The following is a 22,298-nucleotide window of genomic DNA, read 5'->3' on the forward strand; positions in this document are numbered from 1 at the left end:
CGGACGGAGGCCTTCATGGATCGAACGACGGCCTTGAGGATCGCGCAAGACGCCATCGCTGACCAGCACGCTTTGATTGCGCCGGTTTTTGCGGGCCCGATCGGGCCGGAAACGGCACCGGAATGCGGCTTCGCCGTACCGGGGACCGCTTGCCGCGCTGGAGCGCCGGCGCCGGCGATGGCCTATGCTGCGCGGCGAAGCATCGGGGTGGGCGGGTGACGGCGGATTCGATGGGACGGGCTCTCGCCCGAAGGCTGCGGCCCTGGCGGGCCGCCGGGCCGCTGGTTCGCGCCTTCCGCGACCACGCCGGCCGCACGGGCATCGCCGCGGCGGCGCTGGTGGCGGCGGGCGCGGTGCTGGAAAGCGCCGGGCTGCTGCTCCTGGTGCCGATCCTCGGCATCGTCACCGCGCCGGCTGCGGCGGCGCCGGGAGTGGTGGAGAGCGGGTTGCGCGCCGTCGGCCTTCTCACCCCCACCGCCCGGCTGCTGGCGCTGCTGGCGGTGTTCGCCGGGGTGATGGTGCTGCGCGCCCTCGTCCTGCACGCCCGCGAGATGGCGCTGGCGCGGCTGCAGACCGGCTTCATCGAGGCGCAGCGCAACCGGGTGATGCGGGCGCTCGCCGCGGCGCCGTGGGAGCGGGTGGCGTCGCTTCGCCACGCCCGGGTCATGAACATCATGAGCGCGGAGATGCAGCGGGTCGGGGTGAGCGTGCATTTCCTCCTGCAGGCCGGCGTGGCGGCGGCGATGCTGGCGATCCAGATCGCGACCGCGTTCTGGCTGGCGCCGGCGCTGGCGGCGGCGGCCGGCGCGGCGCTGCTGCTGGGCGGCGGCGTGCTGCTGCTGGCGCAGGGCCGCCCGCATGGCTTTGGCACCGAGACGGTGCAGTTCAGCCAGAGCCTGATGAGCAGCGCCGGGGCCTTTCTCGGCGGGCTGAAGACGGCGGCGGCGCAGGACGCGCAGGGCTTCTTCGCCGACGAGTTCGCCGGCCTGCAGGCGCGGCTGCGGGAGAGCCAGCTCCGCTTCGCCGCCCACCGCGCCCGCAGCCGGCTGGTGCTCGGCACCGCGGTCGCCGTGCTGGGCGGGGCGGTGGTGCTGGTCGGCTTCGCCGTCTTCCGGGTGGAGGCGGCGGTGCTGATCACGCTGGTGCTGGTGTTCGCGCGGATGAGCGGGCCGGCGCTGCTGATCCAGCAGGCGGTGCAGAGCTTCTTCCACGGCGTCGCCAGCTTCGAGGCGCTGGACGCGCTGGTCGCCGATCTCGCCGCGCCCGCTCCTCCGGCCGCCGGCACCGCCACCGCGGCGGCCCCGCCGGATGACGGCGCGGGCGTGCCGGCCGGGGCGATCGCGTTCCGGGGCGTGCGCTTTCTGCATCCCGGGGGCGGCGGGCTGCAGTCGGTCGATCTGGCGATCGCGCCCGGCACGTTTCTCGGCATCGCCGGTCCGTCCGGCGCGGGCAAGACCACGCTGGTCGACCTGCTGGTGGGGCTGCTGGCGCCGCAGTCCGGCGAGATCCGCCTCGGCGGCGCGCCGCTGGCGGGGGCGCGGGCGGCGGCATGGCGGCGCGGGGTGGCCTATGTCGCGCAGGACGGCTTCCTGTTCCACGACACGGTCCGGCGCAACCTGCTGTGGGACGCGGACGGCATCGACGACGCCACCATCGCCGCGGCGCTGGCCACGGTCGGTGCGGACGGACTGGTCGCCCGGCTTCCGCAGGGGCTGGAGACGGTGATCGGCGAGCGCGGGGCGCTGCTCTCCGGCGGCGAGCGCCAGCGCCTCTCCCTCGCCCGCGCGCTGCTGCGCCGGCCCGCCCTGCTGGTGCTCGACGAGGCGACCAACGCGCTCGACCGGGCCAGCGAGGCGGCGGTGCTCGGGGCGCTCGCGGTGTGTTCTCCGCGCCCGACCATCGTGATGATCACCCACCGGGCCGAGAGCCTCGCCTTCTGCGACCGGGTGGTTCACATCGCCGGCGGCGTGGTGCGCGAAGGCTCCGCCGGCTGAGCCGCGCTCCCGTGCCGCCCGCTTTGGGCGCTTCGCCGGGTCGGCGGCGGCGGGGCGAAGGGCGTCCGGGTCGCCCGCCGCCACAGGAAGAGCGGCAGCCGCGTCAGGATATAGAGCCCGTGCAGCGGCCGGGGCAGCGGCCAGGCGATCGGCTCGACATGGCCGATCGAGGCGCGCCAGAGCTGCGAGCCGAGATAGCCGTGCTCGCGCGCGACCAGCAGCTTGAGCTCCAGCCGGCCGACCCAGCCGAGATGCGGCTCCTCGCACTGCAGGCCCTGGAGCGACAGCTCCACCAGCCGCCGCAGCCGGGGCCGGGCGGCGATCTCCGCCGTCAGCTCGTCGGGCAGGTCGAGCCCCCAGAGCCGCCGGCACAGCTCCAGCGCGACGGTCGCGAAGGCGCCGACGCCCAGCCCCCCGGCATGGCGGTGCAGCGCGCGCAGCGCCTCGGCATCGTGGCCGGCGACCAGCGCCTGCAGGTCCGCCAGCCATTTCAGCCGGGCCCAGGCATGGCTGGTGCCGTGGACGCAGAGGCAGGCGAACAGGTCCTCGGGCGCGAAGGCGCGGGCCCGGCCGAAGCCGGGCAGATCGACCTCCACCGTGGCGGCGTTGGCATCGAGCCCGGCGAGCAGGCGGGGGTGCCGGGCGAGCCGCCAGTGCAGCTCGACCTGAAGATCGCTGTCCGGCGCGCACAGCGCCACTTCCTTGCCGAGCAGCAGGGTCTGGCGCCACTGGGCGTCGTCGAGCCGCTCGCGCGGCTGCCACAGGAGGTAGCCGTCCTCCTCCAGCAGCGCGGCGGCGCGGCGCAGGTGCTCCGGCGGCACGATGACGTCGATGTCCTTGCTGTGCTTGAGGTCCTGCGAGGCGTAGGCCTGCTGGCCGAGCGTGGTGCCCTTGAAGAACACGGCGGGGATGCCGGCGGCGTCGAAGCGGGCCTGCAGGCGCACCGTCTCGGCGGCGTTGCGCAGGTTCTGCCGGCGGATGTCGAGCGTTTCCATGGCGAGGCGCCGCTCCGCCTCGCGCGGCGGGGCGACGCCGGCGGCGGCGAGCGCCGCCCGCACCAGCCCGGCCACCCGATGGCGCGCCACCAGCGCCAGCACCGCCGGCCAGACGGGCGCCTGCGCGGCCAGGGCGCGGATTTCCGCGTCGCGCGCCTCGCTCGCCGGCCAGCCGCAGCAGGCCACGACGAGGCGGAATTCGAGGGACGGCGGCGGTGGAGGGCGGTCCAGCGGTCGACTCGCGCAAGGACGGGCCGGACGTGACCCGCGCCGCGAGGCTATCACCTTGCGTCCGGTGGCAGAAGGGGTGGCCTGCACGCGCCGCGTGCCCGGCATCGCGGCCGCCGCCCGTGGGCGATGCCGTCGCGCGGCCAGCTCTTCTCGCGGCGACCCCGCCCGCCCGATGACGTTCCCCTAGGACGGCAGGGCCGGCACCGCCGGGGCGGGCGCCGCAGCGGAACGCTCGGCGCCGGGCTCCGGGGAGGCGGCGGAGCCGGGCCGCCACTCCATCAGCAGATAGGGCCCGTTCTCGCCGATCTGGCGGAAACCCTTGCGGGTGTAGAGGTTGCGGGCCGGATTGAAGCTCTCGACATGGATGCTCACCGTCCGGCCGACGCCGGCGGCCTCCGCGCACACCATGTCGAGCAGCCCGCCACCGATGCCGTGACCACGGCTGGCGGGAACGAGGCTGATGTCGACGATGCGATGGTCACGGGTGCCGCGGTGGAGATAAAGCCGGCCGATCGGCTCCCCCGCCCGCTCCACGATGAGGAAGAGCGCATCGTGATAGAACGCCGCGTAGTGCCGCGACTGGAGCCGGAACTGATCGGCGAGGAAGGCGTGCCGGGTCGCGTCCGGCCAGCCGCTGGCGTCCAGCTCCGGCCAGCGGATCGCGGCGTAGAGGTGATGCAGGAAGGCGGCGTCGGCCGCAACCTCCGGCCGAAGCCGGAGGCCGACCGATGCCAGCCGCGACGGCAGCTCTGGCATCATGGCGGGGACCATCGCTCAGTCGTGAGCCGGGTACGCGCCGTCGAGGCAGATGCAGTAGTTCAGCGCGAGATAGGGTTGACGGTTCTCGTGGGTTGTGGAGCTGCCGGCGTTGCCGATCGCCAGCGGCGACAGCGTTGTATCGACCGACGCGCCTGTGGGAACGAAGTTCTCCGCCACCGAGGTGTTCCCCACGACCTTGACGCGTGAGAGCCAGGCGACATTGGAGGGCGATGACGCCATGTCGGCGTCGCCGCTCACCCGGGTGTTCAGCAGGTGCTGGTGTGTCGGCAGATGCGGGATGTCCAGCCTCACGGTTTCAGTGCCGCTAACGCTACCGAGATTGTGCGACGTCAGACCCGGCCCGCTGCCCGCCCCCAGCGCCGCGCGACCCTGCAGGTTCGGCAGGGTGAAGGTTGAGTTGGTGACGGGGCCGTAAATGCCGGCGATGACGCTGTACAGGGCCTGATTCTGCATCGTTGGAAGCTGGCTGCCATTGCAGAAGGCCCAGTTCACAGGGGCGAAGTTGAAGGCAAAGGGGCGAATCTCGCCGATGAAGGCATCCATGTCGGAAACTCCTCAATTCTGCGTGGGATAGATGCCCCGGAGGCTGATGATGTAGGTGAGGGCGAGGGCTGGCATCTGGTTGTTGTGGGCGTTGCCGTTTCCGCGCAGCGCGATGGCTTGAGCGTTCAGGGTTCGCTCGGTTGTCGTCTTATTGACGACATAGGCCGCGGCGGCGAGGCCTCCCGTCGCGCCGGCAACCTTGGCGTGGATTCGCGACGGTCCCGGGGTCTGGGTGGTCGCGTCCCGGGTGGTTCCCGTCAGGGTGTGGTCATGGGCGGGAATCTGGGCGATCGTGAGAGTCACGTATTCCGAGCCGCCCTTCTCCCCGAGGGTGTGCCGACTCAGCCCCGGGCCCTGGCCCTGGCAGACCGGCAGCCGGCCGCGCAGATCGGGCAATGCGAAGGTGTCGCGACCATCGCCTCCCCAGGTTGTTCCAAGAAGCGAATACAGGGCCTGGTTTTCGCTTATTCTTATGAGGCGGCCGTCGCAGACGGCCCAGTCAAATGGGGCGAACTTACCCCCGAACAGACGGATTTCGCCGACATAGCTGTCAACCATGGCAGATTTTCCACTTTGAGAAGATCAGGGGCGGGTAGGGTAAAGGCCGGTGAGCGAGATGCAGAAATTCGCTACGGCGAAGGGCTGCATGTTGTAGTGGGCTTCTCCGCCGCCCGTCTTGCTGATGGCATCGGGCGCCATGCCGATCAGCGAGCCGGACGCCGCCTCGGCGTAAAGCGTGCGCTGATTCTTCGGGGTGAGGTCATCCAGCGCGACAGTGGCAATGAAACCACCGGCTGCATTTCCGGTGGTGCCGGCTGTGGTGCTTGCCCGCAGGTCATGGCTATGCATGGGCATCTGCGCCGTCGTCAGCGTGACGGTCTCGAGGCCGGCCGCGGTACCGATGGCATAGCTGGAGCCCTGGGAGGCCTGGGGAACGTTGCCGACCGGCGTGCGGCCCCGCAGATCGGGGAGCGCGAAGGTCTTGGTTCCATCCCCGCCGTAAAAGTTTCGGATCAGGGTGAAAAGCGCTTGGTTCTGCTGGATCGGCAGGATCGCGCCATCGGCCAGCGCCCAGCCTGTCGGCGCAAAGGCGAAGCTGAACATGCGGATTTCGCCGATAAAGAAATCGGACACGGATATTCCCTCCCTGGCTGGGACTGCATTGGTGTCTGCACCCAAGAGATGAATTTATCGCAGACACAACTTTTTGTTGCATGCAGCTTCTGCAATTTCAAGTAGCAGATTGTGTTGCGGCGCCGCATTCCTGGGAGGCCCGGTCTGGTTGAAAGTGCCGTTAGGCTTGCAACCGCCCGGCAAAGGTTGCACCATGGCGACGGTTCAACTTGAGCAGGGGGCTGCCATGAAAGAGTTCGAGCAGGTCGAGGTTGCTGCGCCGGCGGAGGTCGCTGCGGCGGCAACGCGGAAGGCGTGGCAGGCGCCCACCATGGATGTCGTCCCCGCGCGCAGCGCGGAAACGGACAATGCAGGCAGCGCTGACAGCGGCTTTTCGTCCTGAAGCGACAGGCTGGCCGCGGGCGCGACGCCGCATCTGCCGGAAAGCGGCGTTTCCCGGCCGGGCAGAAGTCGTAGAGCACCCCGCGGAGTCTGCGGGCTGGAGCAGTTGGTTGCCGCGGCGCGGAGCCCGTGGCAGCCGCCAAGCCGTGGGGTGGTGCCAGTTCGCACCCCCGCGGGCGATTTTCTGGGCGACGCGGCGTGTGGAATCGCGTCCTGAGCCGTCGGTTTGGCTAAGCGGAAGGTGCGATGGGTATCTGCGGTAGCGTCGGCATGCCCGTCCGCTCCGTCGTGCGCAGCCTCTCGGCGCTGAAGCTGGGCCGGGCCCGCGGCGAGGTGCTGCGGGACGAGGAGGACGGCTCCTTCGGCGCCTGCGACGACGGCTCGGTGCAGCTTCGGGACGACGTGGTCGCCCTGTTCGACGGCCGCATCGACAATGAGGAGGAGCTGCGGCGGGCGCTGGCCCTCCGGCCCGGCGAAGCGCGGGACGGTGCCGGCCTCCTGCTTGCCGCATGGCGCCGCTGGGGCGCCGACTGTTTCGAGCGCATCATCGGCGATTACGCCGCCGTGGTCTGGGACCGCCGGGCGCGCCGGCTGCTGATGGCGACCGACCCGGGCGCGCTGCGCACCCTCTTCTTCTGGCGGCGGGGCGGCTGCCTGCTCTTCGCCACCGAGCAGCGCGGCCTCTGGGTCTATGCCGACGTGACCCGCGAGTTCGACGAGCAGCAGATGGCGGCCTGGCTCGCCATGCTGCCGCGCGAGCCGATGCGCACCTTCTTTCGCGGCGTGCAGCGCGTGCCGCCGGGCCACCGGGTGGAGTGGAGCGGCGGCGAGGTGCACCTCGTGCGGTGGTGGCGGCCGGAGGAGGTGCCGGAGCTGCGTTTCGCCCGCGACGCCGACTATGAGGAGGCGCTGCGGGAGGCGCTGGAGCGGGCCGTCGCCTGCCGCATCCGCGAGGGCGAGAGCATCGGCAGCCAGCTTTCCGGAGGGCTGGACAGTTCCTCGGTCACCGCGCTCGCCGCGCGGCAGCTCGCCGCGCAGGGGCGCGGCCTCACCGCCTTCACCGCCGCCCCGCGCCTGCCGCCGGGCGAGCAGCCAAACCGCTTCACCGACGAATGGCCGTTCGCCGCCGCGCTCGCCGCCGCCTACCCCAATATCCATCATGTCCGGGTCGACAATGACGGCACCCCGCTGCTGGATGCGCTGGCGCAGCGCGAGGCCGGCAATGACTGGCCGGTCCTCAATGCCAGCAACACGGTCTGGATCAACGGCATCGACCGCGCGGCGCGGGAGCGCCGCATCGGGGTGATGCTGACGGCCAGCATGGGCAACTTCACCATGAGCTATAATGGCGGCAATGGCGGGGATATGGTGGCGGGTCAGGTGCGGCGCGGCGACCTGCCGGGCGCCCTGCGCACCCTGTCCGAGCTGCGGCGCGGCACCGGCCGGTCCTGGCTCGGCATCGCCGGCATAGCGGCGGATGCGGTGCTGCCGGTGAGGCTGCGCCGCCGGCTGCGGGCGCTGGCGGGCAAGCCCGAGCGCGGGCTCTACGACTATTCCGCCGTGCGGCCGGACTTCCTCGGCCGCGCCGGCGTCGCCGAGCGGGCCGAGCATGTCGCCTGCAACCTGCGCAATGTGGCGGGCTATGACAGCCGCGCCCTGCGCCTCGCCGGGCTCGACCGTACCGACCATCGCGGCCAGTGGGCCATGGGCACCCGCCGGCTGTTCGGCATCGAGCTGCGCGATCCCACCCTGGACCGTCGGCTGGTGGAGCTGTGCCTGTCGATTCCCGACTCGCAATATCTCAAGGACGGGGTGCCGCGCTCGCTCATCCGCCGGGCGATGCGGGGCATCGTGCCGGACACCGTGCTGCGGGAGGTCCGCCGGGGGCGGCAGGCGGCGGACTGGCGGCGCGGCTTCGACGCCGCGATTCCGGCGCTGCGCGAGGAAGTGGCCCGGCTGCGCAACAGCCCCTTCGCCCGCGAATGCCTGGATATCGAGCGGATGGAGCGGTTGATCGACGCCTGGCCGGGGCCGGAGAGCACGGCGGGCGGTGACGAACTGGCCTATCTCTGCGCCTTCAGCCGGGGCCTGACCGCCGGTCGCTTCATCCGCCGCGTCGAGGGCGGCAACGGCTAGGCGAATCACCAAAGGGTCGCGGCGCCCTGCCGCGGCAGGGAACACACCCGGGCACAACCTTAGGGCGAATCGTCTTCCGGCGCGCGCGAAACCCTCTCAGCGATAGCCGAAGCGGGCCATGGTCGCGGCGTGGTCGCGGGCGATGCTTTCCGCAAGCGCGGGGGCCAGCGCCTCGCGCCAGCCGCCGGCCCGCCCCTTGCGGAAGAAGGCTTTGCCGGAGACGGTGAGCGCGCCGGGGAAACCGTCTTCCTGCTCCCGCGCGGCCAGCCGCTCGAACCGCGTCGCCGCGATGGCGCCGGCAATGTCCGCCACTGTAGCCTCCAGTTCCAGGAAGCGGCACACCTGGGCGAAGGTCTCCTCCGGCCGGGCCGTCAGATCCTCGTAGCGCACGCAGAGCCGCCGCAGCCCCGGCGCGTCGAGCCAGCTTTCCACATGGCGGCTCCAGCTCGACAGCCATTGCTCGACATTGGCGTTCAGCCCCGCGGCCGAGCGGCCGATCATGTGGGCCTCGTCGCCGAGGTCCGCCACCACGGCCTCCACCGTCTGGCCGAAGTGATGCGCGGCGGAGAGGGCGACGTCGCGCGGGTCGCGCACGACATAGACCACGCGGTCGATCGTCTCCGCCGGAATGGCCGGCTCGGCCGCGCCGGGCGGCGCCAGATTGGCGTCGTGCACCTTGTAGAGGCCGGGCCGGGCGGCGGCGATGCGGCGGCTGACATAAGGGCGCAGCCGCGCCACCTCGGCCGGGGTGAGATCAGAGCATTCCAGCCCGGCGAACGCATCCTGCAGCCCGCGCGCGGCCAGCGTGGGAATGGCCTCCATGTCCCCATGCAGATCCGGGGTGCGGCCGCCGAGCGTCAGGCTGGCGAGGAAGGCGCGCATCCAGGTGTTGCCGGATTTGGGGTAGGAGGCGATGAGGACGAGCCCGGTCATCCCCGCGCCACGGCCTCGACCGCGTCCAGCCATTCGTCCATCCCGCCGAGGTCGAAGCGCCGGGTCAGCCGGTAGACCGGCGTGGCGGCGGCGATGGCGGACTGGGCGAGGAAGAGCGAAGCCGCGCGGCCGAGCTGCTGCGCGGTCTCGCGCCGGAACACTTCGCGGTCCAGCGCCGGCACGATCTCGATCGGGCTGCTCAGCCGCACGATGCCCGGCGGAACCCCGGGCCCCGCCCGCCCGAGCAGGAAGACCGCGGCGAGGGGAAGCGGCGTGGTCGCGAAGTCCTCCGGCCGGCGGTAGTGATACTTGTTCTGCCCGGGCCGGTTGCGCTCGAGGCCGGACTCAGCGATCCCCGCCGAGCGCAGGCTGTCCTGCCAGAGCTTGAGCCGGGGAAAGGCCGGCAGCGCCATCGGCGTGGCACGGGTATCCACCACGCAGACGTCGTCGGCCAGCAGCAGGTGGCCGCGCCGGGCGAGATGCAGCGCGGTGGTGGATTTCCCCGCCCCGGAGACGCCGCAGAAGGCGAGCGCCCGTCCCTCGATCGCGACGCAGGAGGCGTGCAGCGGCAGCAGCCCGCGCAGATGGCAGAGATAGCCGAGCACCGAGCCCAGCAGGAACAGCCGGATCTCGACCGGGTCGGCCTCGGGGTGCGGCGCCACCACCACGCGGTCCGGCCCGTCGACATGGAAGGTCGCGACCGCCGGCAGGTCGAGGCGGCAGGCACCGCGCGGGTCGACCTGGAGATAGGGCGAATCCTGAACGGCGCCCTCCAGCCGGTCCGGCACGGCGCCGCGACGCACGTGGATATCGGGGGCGCGGTCGTCGCCGACCCACGGGGCAAGCTCGGGCAGCGGCAGCTCCGAGCGAACCCGCCACCCGCACAGATAGCTGTCGCTCGTCATGAATCCGCCGCCGCCCGCAGCTCGATCATGTCCTGCCGGAGGAGACGGTCGAGGAAGCCGAGGACGTCGGCTTCGAGCACCCCGGCCTCGGCGTCGTAGGCGGCCCGCAGCTCCTCGCACAGGGCGGCAACCACCTTGGGCTGCTCGATCCGCCGCCAGATGTCCGATCCCACCGGGTTGAGGCCGATATAGACGCCGTGCTCCATGTCCAGCAGCACCTGCTCCTCGCCGACCGCGGCGCCGAGATAGCCCTTCTTGCGTACAACTTCAGATAGAATATCTACACTCATAGCTTGCATTCCGAGTGTTTGATTGTAGGATGAGACACTACCGTGGATGTATCCATCTGCGGAAGCGTCTACTGGAGGCGGTGGTGACGGAACTGGCACATTTCGCAACGCGGGTCGGGCAAGCCTTTTCGGTGGAGGTCGGGCTGCCGGAGCCGCTGGAGATCGTTCTGTTCGCGGCGAACCCGATGCCCGCGAGGAAGCCTGTCGGCCGCAGCGACCCGTTCGAGCTGAGATTTCGCGGCCGGGGGCCCTATTGTCTGAAACAGTGGATCCACCGGCTCCGCAACGACGCGCTGGGCGAGATGGACATCTTCCTCGTCCCGATCGCTCAGGAGGACGACCACTTCATCTATCAGGCGGTGTTCAGTTGATACGCGGCGTCTCCCTGCCGGCGCGCTGGCTCCGGCTCGATTCGGGCGGGCGCGCCCTGCTGCTGGAGGCCCTGTTCGCCCTGCTGGCGGCGCGGCTGGCGGTTCTCCTGCTGCCGTTCCGCCGGGTGGCGCGGTTGGCGTCGCGCCGGCCGAACGGGCCGGTGCGGGAGGCTTCGGCGGAGGAGATCGCCCGTTTGCGCTGGGCCATCCGCGCCGTGGCGCGGCGCGTGCCGTTCCGGGCGCTGTGCCTTGAGCAGGGGCTCGCCGCGCAGGCCATGCTGCGGCGTCGCGGCATCGCGGCCACGCTGCATTACGGGGTCGGCAAGCCGCAGGGCGAGGCTTTCCTCGCCCATGCCTGGGTGAGGGCCGGCACCCAGGACGTCATCGGCACCGAGGGGTGCGACCGCTTCGCCGTGCTCGCCGTGTTTCCCGAGCCGTAGCCCGCCGTCGCCGGCTCGGCCGCCACCTTCGCCATGGCGCCGCCGCGCCGGCACACGCCGTCTTCCCCCATCGCACGGCAGCGCCACACGCCGCCCGGCCCGCACACAGAGGCGACGGCGGTGGTGCATCCGCTGGATGCAAGGAACAAAGAAGCTGCCGAGTCATTTACCCCCGGGTTCACGCGCGGAGGTGCAGGGTGGCTGACGGAAAACTCCGTGTCGCGATCGTCGGGGTGGGCAATTGCGCCTCCGCGCTGGTGCAGGGGCTGACCTATTACCGCGACGCGGACGGCAACGAGCCCATTCCCGGCCTGATGCACGTCACGCTCGGCGGCTACCATGTCTCCGACATCGAGATTTCCGCGGCGTTCGACGTCACCACCACCAAGGTCGGGCTCGACCTGTCCGAGGCGATCCTCGCGCCCCCCAACAACACCCGCCGCTTCGCCGATGTTCCCTTCCTGGGCGTCGAGGTGCGGCGCGGCGTGACGCTGGACGGCATCGGCCGCTATGTCGCCGAGGCGATGCCGGAATCCCCGGCCCCGCCGGTGGATGTCGCGCAGGTGCTCGCCGACACCGGCACCGATGTCCTGGTGTCCTATCTGCCGGTCGGCTCGCAGCGCGCCAGCGAATGGTACATGGAGCGGGCGCTGGAGGCGGGGTGCGGCGTGGTGAACTGCCTGCCGGTCTTCATCGCCTCGCGCCGCGACTGGGCGGAGCGCTTCGCCGCGCGGGGGCTGCCGATCATCGGCGACGACATCAAGAGCCAGGTCGGCGCCACCATCGTGCACCGCGTGCTCGCCAATCTGTTCCGTGAGCGCGGCGTGCGGCTCGACCACACCTACCAGCTCAATTTCGGCGGCAACACCGATTTCCAGAACATGCTGGAGCGCGAGCGGCTGTCGTCGAAGAAAGTCTCCAAGACCCAGTCCGTCACCAGCCAGCTCGACGTGCCGCTGCCGGCCGACGATGTCCATGTCGGGCCCAGCGACTATGTGCCGTGGCTCGCGGACCGCAAATGGGCCTATATCCGGCTGGAGGGCACCAGCTTCGGCGGCGTGCCGCTGAACGCCGAGGTCAAGCTGGAGGTGTGGGATTCGCCCAATTCCGCCGGCGTGGTGATCGACGCGGTGCGCTGCGCCAAGCTCGCGATGGACCGCGGCCAGTGCGGCCCGCTGATCGGCCCCTCCAGCTACTTCATGAAGTCGCCGCCCCAGCAGTTCACCGACGACGAGGCCCGCGAACTCACCCGCCGCTTCATCGACGGGATCGACGGTGCGGCGACCGGGGCCGGCAAGGGCGCGGCCAAGGGCGCGGACATGTGACGACCTTCCTGCTGCTGCGCCACGCCGCCCACGACACGGTGGGCGAGGTTCTTTCCGGGCGCCTGCCCGGCGTGCGGCTCGGCCCCGCCGGGCAGGCGCAGGCGCGGCGGCTGGGCGAGCGGCTGCGCGGCATGGCCATCGCCGGGCTCTATTCCAGCCCCCGCGAGCGGGCGGTCGAGACGGCAGAGGCAATCGCCCTCGTCTGCGGGCTGGCGGGGCCGCGCGTGGTGCCGGCGCTGGACGAGATCGACTTCGGCGCATGGTCCGGCCGCCGCTTCGCGGAACTCGATGCCGATGCCGGCTGGAGGTTGTGGAACGAGCGCCGCAGCCTCGCCCGCACGCCGAATGGCGAGGCGATGGTCGATGTGCAGGCGCGGGCGGTGGCGGCGCTGGCGACGCTCGCCGCGGAACATGGCGAGGCCGGAACGCTGGCGGTGGTCAGCCATGCCGACGTGATCAAGGCGGTGGTGATGTACCACCTCGGGCTTCGGCTCGACGACTGGTGGCGGCTGGAGATCGCGCCCGCCTCGCTCACCCGGCTGGTGATCGACGCCCAGGGCGCGCGGCTGGCCGGGCTCAACGAGCCGGTGGACTGACGGCGCAGGGGAGGGCCCATGAAGCTGACGCGAACGCAAATCGAGCAGCGCGTGACCGCGCTGGGACCGTGGTTCCACAATCTCGACCTCGGCGGCGTGGCGACCGCGCCGGGCCATTTCCTCGGCGACTATCCCCGCACCAAGTGGAAGCGCTTCGCCGCCGCGCTGCCGGCCGACCTCACCGGCAGGTCCGTGCTCGACATCGGCTGCAATGCCGGCTTCTACGCGCTGGAGATGAAGCGGCGCGGCGCCGACCGGGTGCTGGGCATCGATTTCGACGAGGCTTATCTCGCGCAGGCACGCTTCGCCGCGGAGGTTGCCGAGCTCGACATCGCCTTTGAGAAGCTCTCCGTCTACGACGTCGCCGCCCTCGGCGAACGGTTCGACGTCGTGCTGTTCATGGGCGTGCTCTACCATCTGCGCCACCCGCTGCTGGCGCTCGATCTCGTCCGCGAGCATGTGGTGGGCGATCTCATGGTGTTCCAGTCGATGCTGCGCGGCAGCCGCGCCGTCTGCGAGGCGCCGGAGAACGCCGCCTTCGCCGACACCGAGCCCTTCCACGAGCCCGGCTTTCCCCGGCTGCATTTCATCGAGCACCGCTACGCCGACGATCCCACCAACTGGTGGGTGCCGAACCGCGCCGGGGTGGAGGCCATGCTGCGCTCCTCCGGCTTCGAGATTACCGGCCATCCCGAGGAGGAGGTCTATCTGTGCCGGGCCGCGGCGGCGCCGGCGGGTGGAGGGGCGGTCTATCCCAGGCGGGGCGCAGCACGGAGAGACGACGCATGATCGAAGCCGCGATGATCTGGAACGAGCCCAACAACAAGTCGCACTGGGACCCGGAACTCGATCCCGACTGGGCGCTGTTCGCGCGGATGGCGGTGCTGGCGGGACAGGCCATCGCCCGCGAGAACCCGCGCCTGCCCCGGGTGCTGGGCGGCATCTCGCCGATCGACCCCGGCTTCATGGCGAACATGAAGGCGAGGGGGGTGCTCGATCACGTCGAGGCGGTGGCGGTGCACGGGTTTCCGCTCGACTGGAACCTGTGGCAGATCGACGAGTGGCCCGCCAAGATCGCCGAGATCCGCGGCGTCACCGAGCTGCCGATCTGGGTCAGCGAGGTCGGCATCTCCACCTTCGGCGCGGACGAGGTGCAGCGCTGGGGGCTGAACCGCACCGCCGAGCTGCTGCTGGGCCGGGCGCCGCGGGTGCACTGGTACAGCCTCTACGACCTGCCGATGGCATGGGGCGCCACCACCCGCCACAAGGAGGCGGAAGGCTCCTCCTATTACCGCCATTTCCACATGGGTCTGCTGCGCGCCGACGGCACCCCCAAGCCGGCGCTGAAGGAGTTCGCCCGCTACACCCCCGCGATGGGGCTGGTGCAGTGGTTTCATTTCGAAGACCCCCGGCTCGACGACGCGGTGGCCTGGATGAAGCGGCTCGGCGTCGGCTATCTCCGCACCGGTCTGTCCTGGGCCGACAGCTTCCGCCCGGAGGCCGACCGCTGGTTCGACCGGCTGATGACGGCGCTCGACGGCTTCGACGTCACGGTGACGTTCTGCTTCACCCCGGAGCATCGCGGCCTTGCGCCCCACCACAGCAGCCCGCCCGCGGTGGCGGAGGAATTCGCCGAGTTCTGCGGCCGCATGATCCGCCGCTACGGGGCGGGCACCCGCATGGAAGCGGCGCCGGGCGCCGCCCTCGCGCCGCCCGCCACGCGGCAGCCCGCCGGCGCGCCGGCGCTGTAAAGCCGCGGCACCGCCGCGCCTGTCCGGTCACCTCACCGGGCGCCCGGCGTCAGGGCGCCCGGTCCAAGGCCACATCGACGCGATGCCGGCGGCGTGCCGGCATCTGCCGCCGCTTCTTCCGCGTGGGGCGATGTCCCCTCGCGGAAGCGCCCTGCACGGCATATCGAGGCCGTCGACCCGGCGGTAAATTCCCGGGATTCCACTGATGTGCCGACGTACATTTTGGTAAACGTCGGCGAATTATTACTACGAGATTCCGTATATATTTTTGCCTATCAAAACGAGGCCGACAGGAACAAAACTTATTCCGTTCTGTTGAACGTGGGTCTTTTTTTACAAGATACTTATCACCGCGCATCGTTCGGTGTCGCTTCCTGCCGCAAAACTCTGGAGATGCCGATGACTGCGATGCCGACCGGCTTTTCGCGCCCGCAACTCGTGTGCTTCTCTCATCTCCGTTGGGATTTCGTCTATCAGCGCCCGCAGCACCTGATGTCCCGGGCGGCGGCGCAGTACGATGTGCTGTTCGTCGAGGAGCCGGTGCGGCGGCCGGGTGCCGAGCCCGCCATGGAGATGCACCGGCGCGGTGCGGTCACCGTTCTGGTGCCCGTCTTGCCGGAGAGCGTTGCCGAACAGCGGGTTCCGGCGCTGGTTCAGGCGCTGCTCCGCCCCCATCTCGGCGCGCCGGGCGGCGGGCGGGTGCTGTGGTACTACACGCCGATGGCGATGGCCTTCAGTCAGGGCATCCGGGCGGACGCGGTGGTCTATGACAATATGGACGAGCTTTCCGCCTTTCTCGGCGCGCCCGCCCATCTTCTCGCGCAGGAGGAGGCGTTGTTCCGGCGCGCCGATCTGGTCTTCACCGGCGGACACAGCCTCTATGCGGCCAAGCGGGGCCGGCACCGCAGCGTCCATGCCTTTCCCTCCAGCGTCGATGCCGCGCATTTCGCCCGGGCCCGCCGGCCTGCGCAGCCGGACCCGGTGGATCAGGCGGGGATCGCCCATCCCCGCATCGGCTTCTTCGGGGTGATCGACGAACGGATGGACGTCGATCTCGTCGGCGCGCTGGCGCGGCGCCGGCCGGACTGGCATTTCGTCCTCATCGGGCCGGTGGTGAAGATCGACCCCGCCATTCTCCCGCGATCGTCGAACCTGCACTGGCTGGGCGGGCGCCGCTATGAGGCGCTGCCGGACTATCTCGCCGGATGGGACGCCGGCTTCATGCCGTTCGCCCGCAACGAGTCCACCCGCTTCATCAGCCCGACCAAGACGCCCGAGTTCCTTGCCGCCGGCCTTCCCGTCGTCTCGACACCCATCGCCGACGTGGTCGACCCCTATGGCCGGCGCGGGCTGGTGCAGCTGGCGGAGGACGCCGCCGAGGCGGAGGCCCGTCTTTCCGACGTGCTGGAGCGGCCGCGGCGCGACTGGATCGCGGCGGTCGATGGCCATCTCGCCACCATGTCGTGGGATCGCACCTGGGCCGACATGAACCGGCTCATCCTGCGCTCGCGGCAGCCGGTCACGGTTCGCGCCGGCGCGGGAACGCCCGCCGCCGTTGCCGCCGGCCCGAACCTCTGAGCGGTCCGCGCGGCACGCTCGGCCGGGGAGGGCCCAAGGCGGGCGTCCGCGCGGGCCACGCATCGAGGCCGTCCGGTCCGCCTGACGGGCCGGGGCATCGCCGCGGTGCCGCCGTCACCCGCCATCGGGAGGGAAGCCCGTGACCCCAGCCTCGCCGTTCCGCAGCCTCTTCCTGGGCGGGTTCGAATGCTCGACCCACCGGCGCGGGGATGGGGAGCGCCTCGACCTGATCGCGGCGACGGGACATGACCGCCACGCGGAAGCCGATTACCGCCAGCTCAAGGCGCTCGGTATCGAGGCCATGCGCGACGGCCTGCGCTGGCACCTCATCGAGCGCGGCCCGGGGCTTTACGACTGGTCGAGCCTGAGGGGCATGGCCGCGGCCGCCCGGCGCGCCGACGTGCAGGTGGTGTGGGACCTCTGCCATTATGGCTGGCCGGACCGCATCGACATCTGGTCGGTCGGCTTCGTCGAGCGCTTTGCCGATTTCGCCGCCGCCGCCGCGCGGGTGTTGCGCGAAGAAGGCGAAACGGCACCGTTCGTCTGCCCGATCAATGAAATCTCGTTCTGGTCCTGGGCCGGAGGCGAGCTCGGGCATATCGCGCCCTTCGCGCAGCGCCGCGGTTCCAAACTGAAGCGCCAGCTCGCCCGCGCCGCCATTGCCGCCACCAGGGCGGTGCGGGCGGAAGCGCCGGCCGCCCGGTTCATCACCGCGGAGCCCCTCATCCACGTCGCCCCTTCCGGCACGGACGCGGAAGCGCGGCAGGCGGCCGAGGCCTATCACCTCTCCCAGTTCGAAGCCTGCGACATGATCTGCGGCCGGCTCGCGCCGGAACTCGGGGGGCGGGAGGACCTGCTCGACATGGTCGGTGTCAATTTCTACCCCTCCAACCAGTGGGCGCTGGGCGGCAGCATCCTACCGCTCGGCCATCATGCGTACCGGCCGCTGGCCGATCTGCTCGGGGAGGTGCACCGGCGCTACGGGCGCCCGCTGCTCGTCTCCGAGACCGGGGCCGAGGGCAGCGCGCGGGCGGCCTGGCTGCATTATGTGTGCGACGAGGCGCGCGTGGCGCTGCAGGCCGGGGTGCCGCTCGTCGGCCTGTGCCTCTATCCCGTCCTCGACTATCCCGGCTGGGACAATGACCGGATCTGCGCGACCGGCCTGCTCTCGCCGCTCGATCCGTGGGGCGCGCGTTCCGTCCACCCTGCCTTCGCCGCCGAGCTTGCGCGCCAGCAGGCGCTGTTCGCCGGCTTTCCCGCGCCCTCCTGCGGCAGTCGCACGGGCACCGGGATGCTGGCGGCCCCATGACCGCACGCTGCGACGAGGCCGGCGCCATAGCGCTCGCCGGCGCGAAGGACCGCGCGCGGACGCAGGCGACGGAGTTGCTGTCGGCGGGGCCGTTCCCCCGGCGCCATCTCCGGCGCTGGCGCGGCCCCGTGGTCGCGCTCACCGCGCTGGTGGCGCTCGCGGCCGCCTGCGCGGTGGCCGGCTTTCTCGGCCTGATCGCGATGGAAAGCGTCCTGTGGCGCCTCACCGGATGGCTCTGCTGCCGCACCACCATCGGCATCGGGTTCGATATGCGGCTTGATCTCTTCGACCGGCTGGCGGGTCGGTCGATGCGCTGCCGGCCGCGGAGCGGCGCGCGGGCAGGGCGGGGCGCGGGGGCGGTCGCGCCTGCCGTGCGGTTCACAGCCCGACGCCCTCGGCAGGAGCCAGCGAGGGCTCGCTGAGGACCGGAAGGGTGAAGGTGAGGCACAGCCCCGCTGCCGCGCCGGGCTGTGCGACGAGCCGGCCGCCATGCGCCTCGACAATGGAGCGGGCGACCGAGAGGCCGAGCCCCATTCCGTCGTCCCGGGTGGAGAAGAATGGCGCGAACAGGGACTCCAGCGTCTCCGGCGGCGCGCCGGGACCGGCATCTTCCACCGTCACGGCGACCTCGCCTCCGTTCCCGGGCCCCGCGCCGGCCTGCCGGAGGGCGGTGCGGATCGTGAGCGTGCGGTCCGCCTCCGGCACCGCATCCATCGCGTGCAGGGCGTTGAGCGCCAGATTGATGAGGACCTGCTGAAGCTGGCCGCGGTCCCCGCCGATGCGGGGGAGGGCGGGGGCGAGCCGGAGCGCGAGACGAACCCGATGGCTGGCGAGCTCCCACTCCAGCAGCGGCAGGCTGTCCTCCACCAGTTCGCTCAGGTCGATCGGCCGGTGATCGGGCGGGTCGCGCCGGGCCAGGGCGCGCAGCCGCGCGATGACCTCGCTCGCGCGGCGTCCGTTGGCGATCATCCGCTGCACCGTTTCCTCCGCTTCGGCGATGTCCGGCACCGGCCGGCGCAACCAGCGCAGGCATGCCTCGCCGCTGGTGATGACGGCCGCCAGCGGCTGGTTCACCTCATGGGCGATGGAGGCGGTGAGGGCGCCGAGCGTGCTCACGCGCGTCACCTCGGCCAGGGCGGCCTCTGCCTGCCGCAGGTCGTGCTCGGCCGTCTTGCGGGCCGTGATGTCGTGGTTCGTTTCCAGCGTCCCAAGGCTGCGGCCCCGCGCATCGCGCTGCGCCGACCACCGGCTGAGGCAGGTGACCTCCCGGCCGTCGCGCGTGGTGTGCCGCACCTCGCCTTCCCAGAAGCCGGTGGCGTGGAGGCTGGCCATGATCTGGCTGCGCGGCGCCGGCAGCACGGTTCGCAGCAGCGTGCCGGCGGCATGCCCCAGCGCTTCCTCGCGCGACCAGCCATAGAGCCGCTCCGCCCCGCCGTTCCAGTAGACGATAGCGTCCGAGGGGGCGCGGACGAAGATCGCGTCGTGGGACAGGTCGAGCAGCGCGGCCTGGTCGCGCAGCGAGGCGGTCGTGGCCTCGTTGCGCAGGCACAACAGGGTCGTCACCCCGATGGCGGCGATGCTGACCAGGCAGCGCATCACCGAGGCGAGGTTGTAGTCCTGCGCGTGGATGATGAGGAAACTGCCGACGGCGAGGCCGGCGCATCCCGCCCCGATGGCGATCAGCCCCCTTGTCCCGAACCAGGAGGAGGAGACGAGGACGACGACGCCATAGAGGACCGCGATGGCCATATCGAGCGGCGAGAGGGTGTCGACGAGAAAAATGGCCAGGCACAGCGTCGCCACGAGAGCATGACCGAGCCAACCCGGCCGGGATTGCGTTGCCGATGCGATGCCGCTGAGGCGGGGCATGATGTCGTTGGTCCCTCTGCGGTGTGACGGTCGCCCGAGGCGCCCGGCGGAGGCCCCCCCGGGAAGCCGGTCGCTGCCGGATTCGGCCTTCGCCAGCGCGTCTTCCGGGTGGTGTCCTCCGCTCTGCGTCGGTGGCGGGGCGTGGTTGCCGGCGACCGGCCGGAACCGCGCCTCTGCCCGGCACTATGGCAGGCGGGATCGCGCGTTGCTGTCATATCAAGGTATGTCCGCATCCTCCGGGGATATGCCCCGCGCGCCGGCGGCGGTCCGCCCGCCGCCGCGGCCACCGGCGCGGGCTGCGGCGGGGGGCTAAACCAAGGTTCAGGTCCGGCGATGTGACGTATAATTTCCCCCGTCCCCGGCGTGCTTGATGTTCGGGCTCTCCCAGCGGTGGAACTGGCGACGAGCAGATGAGCCCGGACGGCGAAACGCACAGAGCGGCAAGAGGCCCCGCGATCCGGGTGGACCGGATCATGGCGGCGGCCCGCACCCCCTTTCTTCCCCGGCTGCTGTTCGGGCTGCGCCTTGCTTCCTCGGTCTGCCTCGCCCTGTTCACGACCTATTATCTGGAGCTGCCAAACCCGTTCTGGGCCGCCACCACCGCGGCCATCGTCTGCCAGCCGAATCTCGGCGCCTCGCTGCAGAAGGGCCGGTTCCGCGCGCTGGGCACCATCATTGGCGCGCTGGTGCTGGTGGCGCTGTTGTCGCTGTTTCCCCAGCAGCGCGTCGCCATGATCCTGAGCCTGTCGCTGTGGTGCGGTCTGTGCGGGTGGGCGGTCGTGCTGCTGCGGAACTCCGGCGCCTATGCCGCCGGACTGGCCGGCATCACCGCGGCCATTCTCTTCGCCGACAGCGTCGCCGATCCGACGGCCGCATTTTTCCTCGCCCTCACCCGGGTCAGCGAGATCTGCATCGGCATCGCGGCGGCGGCCGTCGTCATGCGGCTCACCGAGCCCGGTGCGGCCCGGCTTGCCCTCGCCGGCCTGATGGAGCGCACCGCGCTGCAGCTTCGCGACGGCTTTCTCGAGACGCTCGCCGGCGACAGCGAAACCCCTTCCATGCAGGCGGCGCGGCGCAATGTCGTGAAGGCTCTCACGCCGCTGAACGCCGCCATCGACGCCGCCATCGGCGAGACCGCCTTTCTGTACAGCCGCCGGGCGTATTTCCGCATCGCCTGCGCCCGCCTGGTCGATGCGCTCGTGGCGTGGCGGACGGTCAGCCGCCATCCCTTCGGCATGGCGGGCGATGCACGCCCGATCCAGCGGGAATTGGCGCGGCGCCTCGCCCGGATCGACCCGGTGGGGCCGGAGCGCGACCCGCCGGGGGTGAGGGCGGAGGTCGAGCGGACCCTCGCCGACATCGAGGCCCTGCGTGCCGCGACGGCGGACGACGCGGTGTCCGGGCGCATCGCGGCCGATGCCGCCCGGGACGTGGCGACCTGCCTCGCCGCCCTGATCGACGCCGTGATCCTGCTTCGCCGCCGCGAGGGCCCGCGCCTGCGGGCGGGCCGGCAGCCCTTCGTCATGGCCGATGCCCGGCCGGCGTGGATCGCGGGGGTGCGCGCCGTCCTCTCGGTGCTCGCCGTCACCCTGTTCTGGATCGTGACCGCGTGGCCCAGCGGCGCTTATGCGATCGCCTTCACCGCCATCTCGACGCTGGTCTTCGCGTCCTTCGCCGACGAGGCCCGCCAGCGCGCGGCGGATTACACCACGGGCATCGCCGTGATGGCGGCGCTGGGCGGCGGGCTTTATTTCTGGGTTCTGCCGGCGCTGTCGAGCTTCCCGGCGCTCATGGGGGTGCTGTTCCTGCTTTATGTGCCGCTCGGCGCGATGCAGGTGGGCAGCTGGCACAGCGCCGCCTTTCTCGCCATGTCGATCGCGGCCCTGCCGCTTCTCGGGATCGGCAATCCCATCGCCTACGATCCCGTGGGGTATGTCAACGTGGCGCTCGCCGTCACGGCGGGCAGCGCCGCGGGAGCGCTGTTCTTCGTGATCCTGCCGGGGCCCGGGCCGGAGCAGCGCGCCCGCCGCCTGATCCGCCTGTCGGTGCGCGACCTTGGCCGCCTGCTGCGCAAGCGGGCAGGGTGGGACCGTTCGCGATGGACGGCCCTTCTCACGCGGCGGCTGGAGAGCATTCCCCCGCAGGCCACGCCCGAGCAGCACGGCGCCCTGCTGGCCCTGCTGGCGGTCGGCCTCGCCGTCACGCGCCTGCGCCCGGCGGTGGAGGGCGGGCCCGGCGCGAAGCCGCTGGCCGACGCGCTGGCCGCGCTGGCGGCCGGCGATCTGCCGGTCGCCCTCGGGCATCTCGCGACGCTGGGGCGCCTTGCCGCCGGCGGCGCGATCGTCGAGCCGTCCGGCTCCGCCCATGTCGAGGTGCAGGTCGCGGTGCTGGCGGATGCCGTCGCGGCCCACGCCGCCCTGTTCGGTCCCGAGCCGATCCAGCCTGCGGAATCCTAGGAGAAGGGCATGTTTTCGGAGGTCAACATTCTCGGCGTCTATGTCGCTCCGTTCGCGGTGATGCTGCTCGCGGCTTCGGTGGCGATGGTGCCGCTGCGCATGATCGGCGAGCGCGTCGGCCTCGCCCGCCGGGTGTGGCATGCCGGGCTGTTCGAGCTCAGCGTCTACGTCATCGTCCTGTCGCTCATCGTGCTCGGCTGCGGAGCCCTGCCGTGACACCGCCGCGGACGCGCCGGCGGGCGGCGCCCGCCACGACACCCGTCCATCCCCCACGCCTGCCC

General features: G+C 71.4%; 23 protein-coding genes. 14 read left to right on the plus strand and 9 right to left on the minus strand.

The window, feature by feature from the left end; translation table 11 throughout:
• Window positions 1-230: 230 nt before the first annotated feature.
• Entirely contained in the window at window positions 231-1,994 is a 1,764-nt protein-coding gene (locus tag KHC27_RS04240) for an ATP-binding cassette domain-containing protein (RefSeq protein ID WP_213335452.1), read from the plus strand.
• On the opposite strand, the gene KHC27_RS04245 is transcribed toward KHC27_RS04240, so the two are convergent.
• The 5 genes from KHC27_RS04245 to KHC27_RS04265 all read right to left on the minus strand — a co-directional run bounded on the left by KHC27_RS04245 (window position 1,952) and on the right by KHC27_RS04265 (window position 5,677).
• Complete coding sequence (locus KHC27_RS04245) at window positions 1,952-3,175, minus strand: nucleotidyltransferase family protein (protein ID WP_213335454.1); 1,224 nt, start codon at window positions 3,173-3,175, stop codon at window positions 1,952-1,954. The genes KHC27_RS04240 and KHC27_RS04245 overlap by 43 nt on opposite strands.
• A 228-nt stretch (window positions 3,176-3,403) precedes the next feature.
• The gene (locus tag KHC27_RS04250; protein ID WP_213335456.1) at window positions 3,404-3,979 is read right to left on the minus strand and encodes a GNAT family N-acetyltransferase; all 576 of its coding nucleotides are present in this window, start codon (window positions 3,977-3,979) and stop codon (window positions 3,404-3,406) included.
• Between the two features lie 15 nt (window positions 3,980-3,994).
• Entirely contained in the window at window positions 3,995-4,543 is a 549-nt protein-coding gene (locus tag KHC27_RS04255; protein ID WP_213335458.1) for a phage tail protein, read from the minus strand.
• 12 nt (window positions 4,544-4,555) lie between these two features.
• The gene (locus KHC27_RS04260) at window positions 4,556-5,101 is read right to left on the minus strand and encodes a phage tail protein (RefSeq protein WP_213335460.1); all 546 of its coding nucleotides are present in this window, start codon (window positions 5,099-5,101) and stop codon (window positions 4,556-4,558) included.
• Between the two features lie 24 nt (window positions 5,102-5,125).
• A complete protein-coding gene (locus KHC27_RS04265; protein ID WP_213335462.1) occupies window positions 5,126-5,677 on the minus strand; it encodes a phage tail protein in 552 nt (183 codons plus the stop codon).
• A gap of 226 nt (window positions 5,678-5,903) precedes the next feature.
• Here KHC27_RS04265 and KHC27_RS04270 point away from each other — a divergent pair, with 226 nt between their 5' ends.
• Complete coding sequence (locus KHC27_RS04270; protein ID WP_213335464.1) at window positions 5,904-6,059, plus strand: hypothetical protein; 156 nt, start codon at window positions 5,904-5,906, stop codon at window positions 6,057-6,059.
• A gap of 245 nt (window positions 6,060-6,304) precedes the next feature.
• Window positions 6,305-8,194 (plus strand): asparagine synthetase B family protein, encoded by a 1,890-nt coding sequence (locus KHC27_RS04275; protein WP_213335466.1) that lies wholly within the window; start codon window positions 6,305-6,307, stop codon window positions 8,192-8,194.
• A 96-nt stretch (window positions 8,195-8,290) separates the two neighbouring features.
• Here KHC27_RS04275 and KHC27_RS04280 read toward each other — a convergent pair whose 3' ends face one another.
• The 3 genes from KHC27_RS04280 to KHC27_RS04290 are packed head-to-tail and all read right to left on the minus strand — an operon-like array spanning window position 8,291 to window position 10,322.
• Window positions 8,291-9,127 carry a sulfotransferase domain-containing protein gene (locus tag KHC27_RS04280; protein WP_213335468.1) on the minus strand — a complete coding sequence of 279 codons (837 nt, stop codon included), beginning with the start codon at window positions 9,125-9,127 and terminating at the stop codon, window positions 8,291-8,293.
• Window positions 9,124-10,032, minus strand: a complete 909-nt coding sequence (locus tag KHC27_RS04285; protein ID WP_213335470.1) for an HPr kinase/phosphorylase — start codon at window positions 10,030-10,032, stop codon at window positions 9,124-9,126. Before KHC27_RS04285 ends, KHC27_RS04280 begins: the two co-directional genes overlap by 4 nt.
• The gene (locus KHC27_RS04290) at window positions 10,029-10,322 is read right to left on the minus strand and encodes a PqqD family protein (protein WP_213335472.1); all 294 of its coding nucleotides are present in this window, start codon (window positions 10,320-10,322) and stop codon (window positions 10,029-10,031) included. Before KHC27_RS04290 ends, KHC27_RS04285 begins: the two co-directional genes overlap by 4 nt.
• An 83-nt stretch (window positions 10,323-10,405) precedes the next feature.
• On the opposite strand from KHC27_RS04290, the gene KHC27_RS21515 reads away from it, so the two are divergent.
• From KHC27_RS21515 to KHC27_RS04330, 9 genes are all read left to right on the plus strand, one after another.
• Window positions 10,406-10,693 carry a DUF6916 family protein gene (locus tag KHC27_RS21515; protein ID WP_246518854.1) on the plus strand — a complete coding sequence of 96 codons (288 nt, stop codon included), beginning with the start codon at window positions 10,406-10,408 and terminating at the stop codon, window positions 10,691-10,693.
• Window positions 10,690-11,133 carry a lasso peptide biosynthesis B2 protein gene (locus KHC27_RS21520; RefSeq protein WP_246518857.1) on the plus strand — a complete coding sequence of 148 codons (444 nt, stop codon included), beginning with the start codon at window positions 10,690-10,692 and terminating at the stop codon, window positions 11,131-11,133. The genes KHC27_RS21515 and KHC27_RS21520 overlap by 4 nt, the downstream gene beginning before the upstream one ends.
• A 197-nt stretch (window positions 11,134-11,330) precedes the next feature.
• Window positions 11,331-12,458, plus strand: coding sequence for an inositol-3-phosphate synthase (locus KHC27_RS04300; RefSeq protein ID WP_213335476.1), 1,128 nt, complete (start codon window positions 11,331-11,333; stop codon window positions 12,456-12,458).
• Window positions 12,455-13,054, plus strand: a complete 600-nt coding sequence (locus tag KHC27_RS04305) for a histidine phosphatase family protein (protein ID WP_213335477.1) — start codon at window positions 12,455-12,457, stop codon at window positions 13,052-13,054. The genes KHC27_RS04300 and KHC27_RS04305 overlap by 4 nt, the downstream gene beginning before the upstream one ends.
• An 18-nt stretch (window positions 13,055-13,072) precedes the next feature.
• Window positions 13,073-13,843 carry a TIGR04290 family methyltransferase gene (locus tag KHC27_RS04310; protein ID WP_213335480.1) on the plus strand — a complete coding sequence of 257 codons (771 nt, stop codon included), beginning with the start codon at window positions 13,073-13,075 and terminating at the stop codon, window positions 13,841-13,843.
• Window positions 13,840-14,805 carry a glycoside hydrolase 5 family protein gene (locus KHC27_RS04315; RefSeq protein ID WP_213335482.1) on the plus strand — a complete coding sequence of 322 codons (966 nt, stop codon included), beginning with the start codon at window positions 13,840-13,842 and terminating at the stop codon, window positions 14,803-14,805. Before KHC27_RS04310 ends, KHC27_RS04315 begins: the two co-directional genes overlap by 4 nt.
• A 399-nt stretch (window positions 14,806-15,204) precedes the next feature.
• Complete coding sequence (locus KHC27_RS04320; protein WP_246518859.1) at window positions 15,205-16,383, plus strand: glycosyltransferase; 1,179 nt, start codon at window positions 15,205-15,207, stop codon at window positions 16,381-16,383.
• 139 nt (window positions 16,384-16,522) lie between these two features.
• The gene (locus KHC27_RS04325; protein WP_213335486.1) at window positions 16,523-17,692 is read left to right on the plus strand and encodes a beta-glucosidase; all 1,170 of its coding nucleotides are present in this window, start codon (window positions 16,523-16,525) and stop codon (window positions 17,690-17,692) included.
• On the plus strand, window positions 17,689-18,114 hold the full coding sequence (locus KHC27_RS04330; RefSeq protein ID WP_213335488.1) for a hypothetical protein: 426 nt from the start codon (window positions 17,689-17,691) through the stop codon (window positions 18,112-18,114). The genes KHC27_RS04325 and KHC27_RS04330 overlap by 4 nt, the downstream gene beginning before the upstream one ends.
• Here the strand turns inward: KHC27_RS04330 and KHC27_RS04335 are convergent.
• Window positions 18,071-19,495: a two-component system sensor histidine kinase NtrB gene (locus KHC27_RS04335; protein ID WP_213335490.1), complete on the minus strand. Its 1,425-nt coding sequence runs from the start codon at window positions 19,493-19,495 to the stop codon at window positions 18,071-18,073. The two genes, KHC27_RS04330 and KHC27_RS04335, sit on opposite strands and share 44 nt — an antisense overlap.
• A gap of 539 nt (window positions 19,496-20,034) precedes the next feature.
• Between KHC27_RS04335 and KHC27_RS04340 the strand changes: the two genes are divergently transcribed.
• Window positions 20,035-22,017 (plus strand): FUSC family protein, encoded by a 1,983-nt coding sequence (locus KHC27_RS04340; RefSeq protein ID WP_246518861.1) that lies wholly within the window; start codon window positions 20,035-20,037, stop codon window positions 22,015-22,017.
• Window positions 22,018-22,026: 9 nt separating this feature from the next.
• On the plus strand, window positions 22,027-22,233 hold the full coding sequence (locus KHC27_RS04345; RefSeq protein WP_213335491.1) for a DUF1656 domain-containing protein: 207 nt from the start codon (window positions 22,027-22,029) through the stop codon (window positions 22,231-22,233).
• Window positions 22,234-22,298 lie beyond the last annotated feature (65 nt).

Origin of the sequence: Ancylobacter lacus (assembly GCF_018390635.1) — a bacterium.
In the GTDB taxonomy this organism is placed as follows: Bacteria; Pseudomonadota; Alphaproteobacteria; order Rhizobiales; family Xanthobacteraceae; genus Ancylobacter; species Ancylobacter lacus.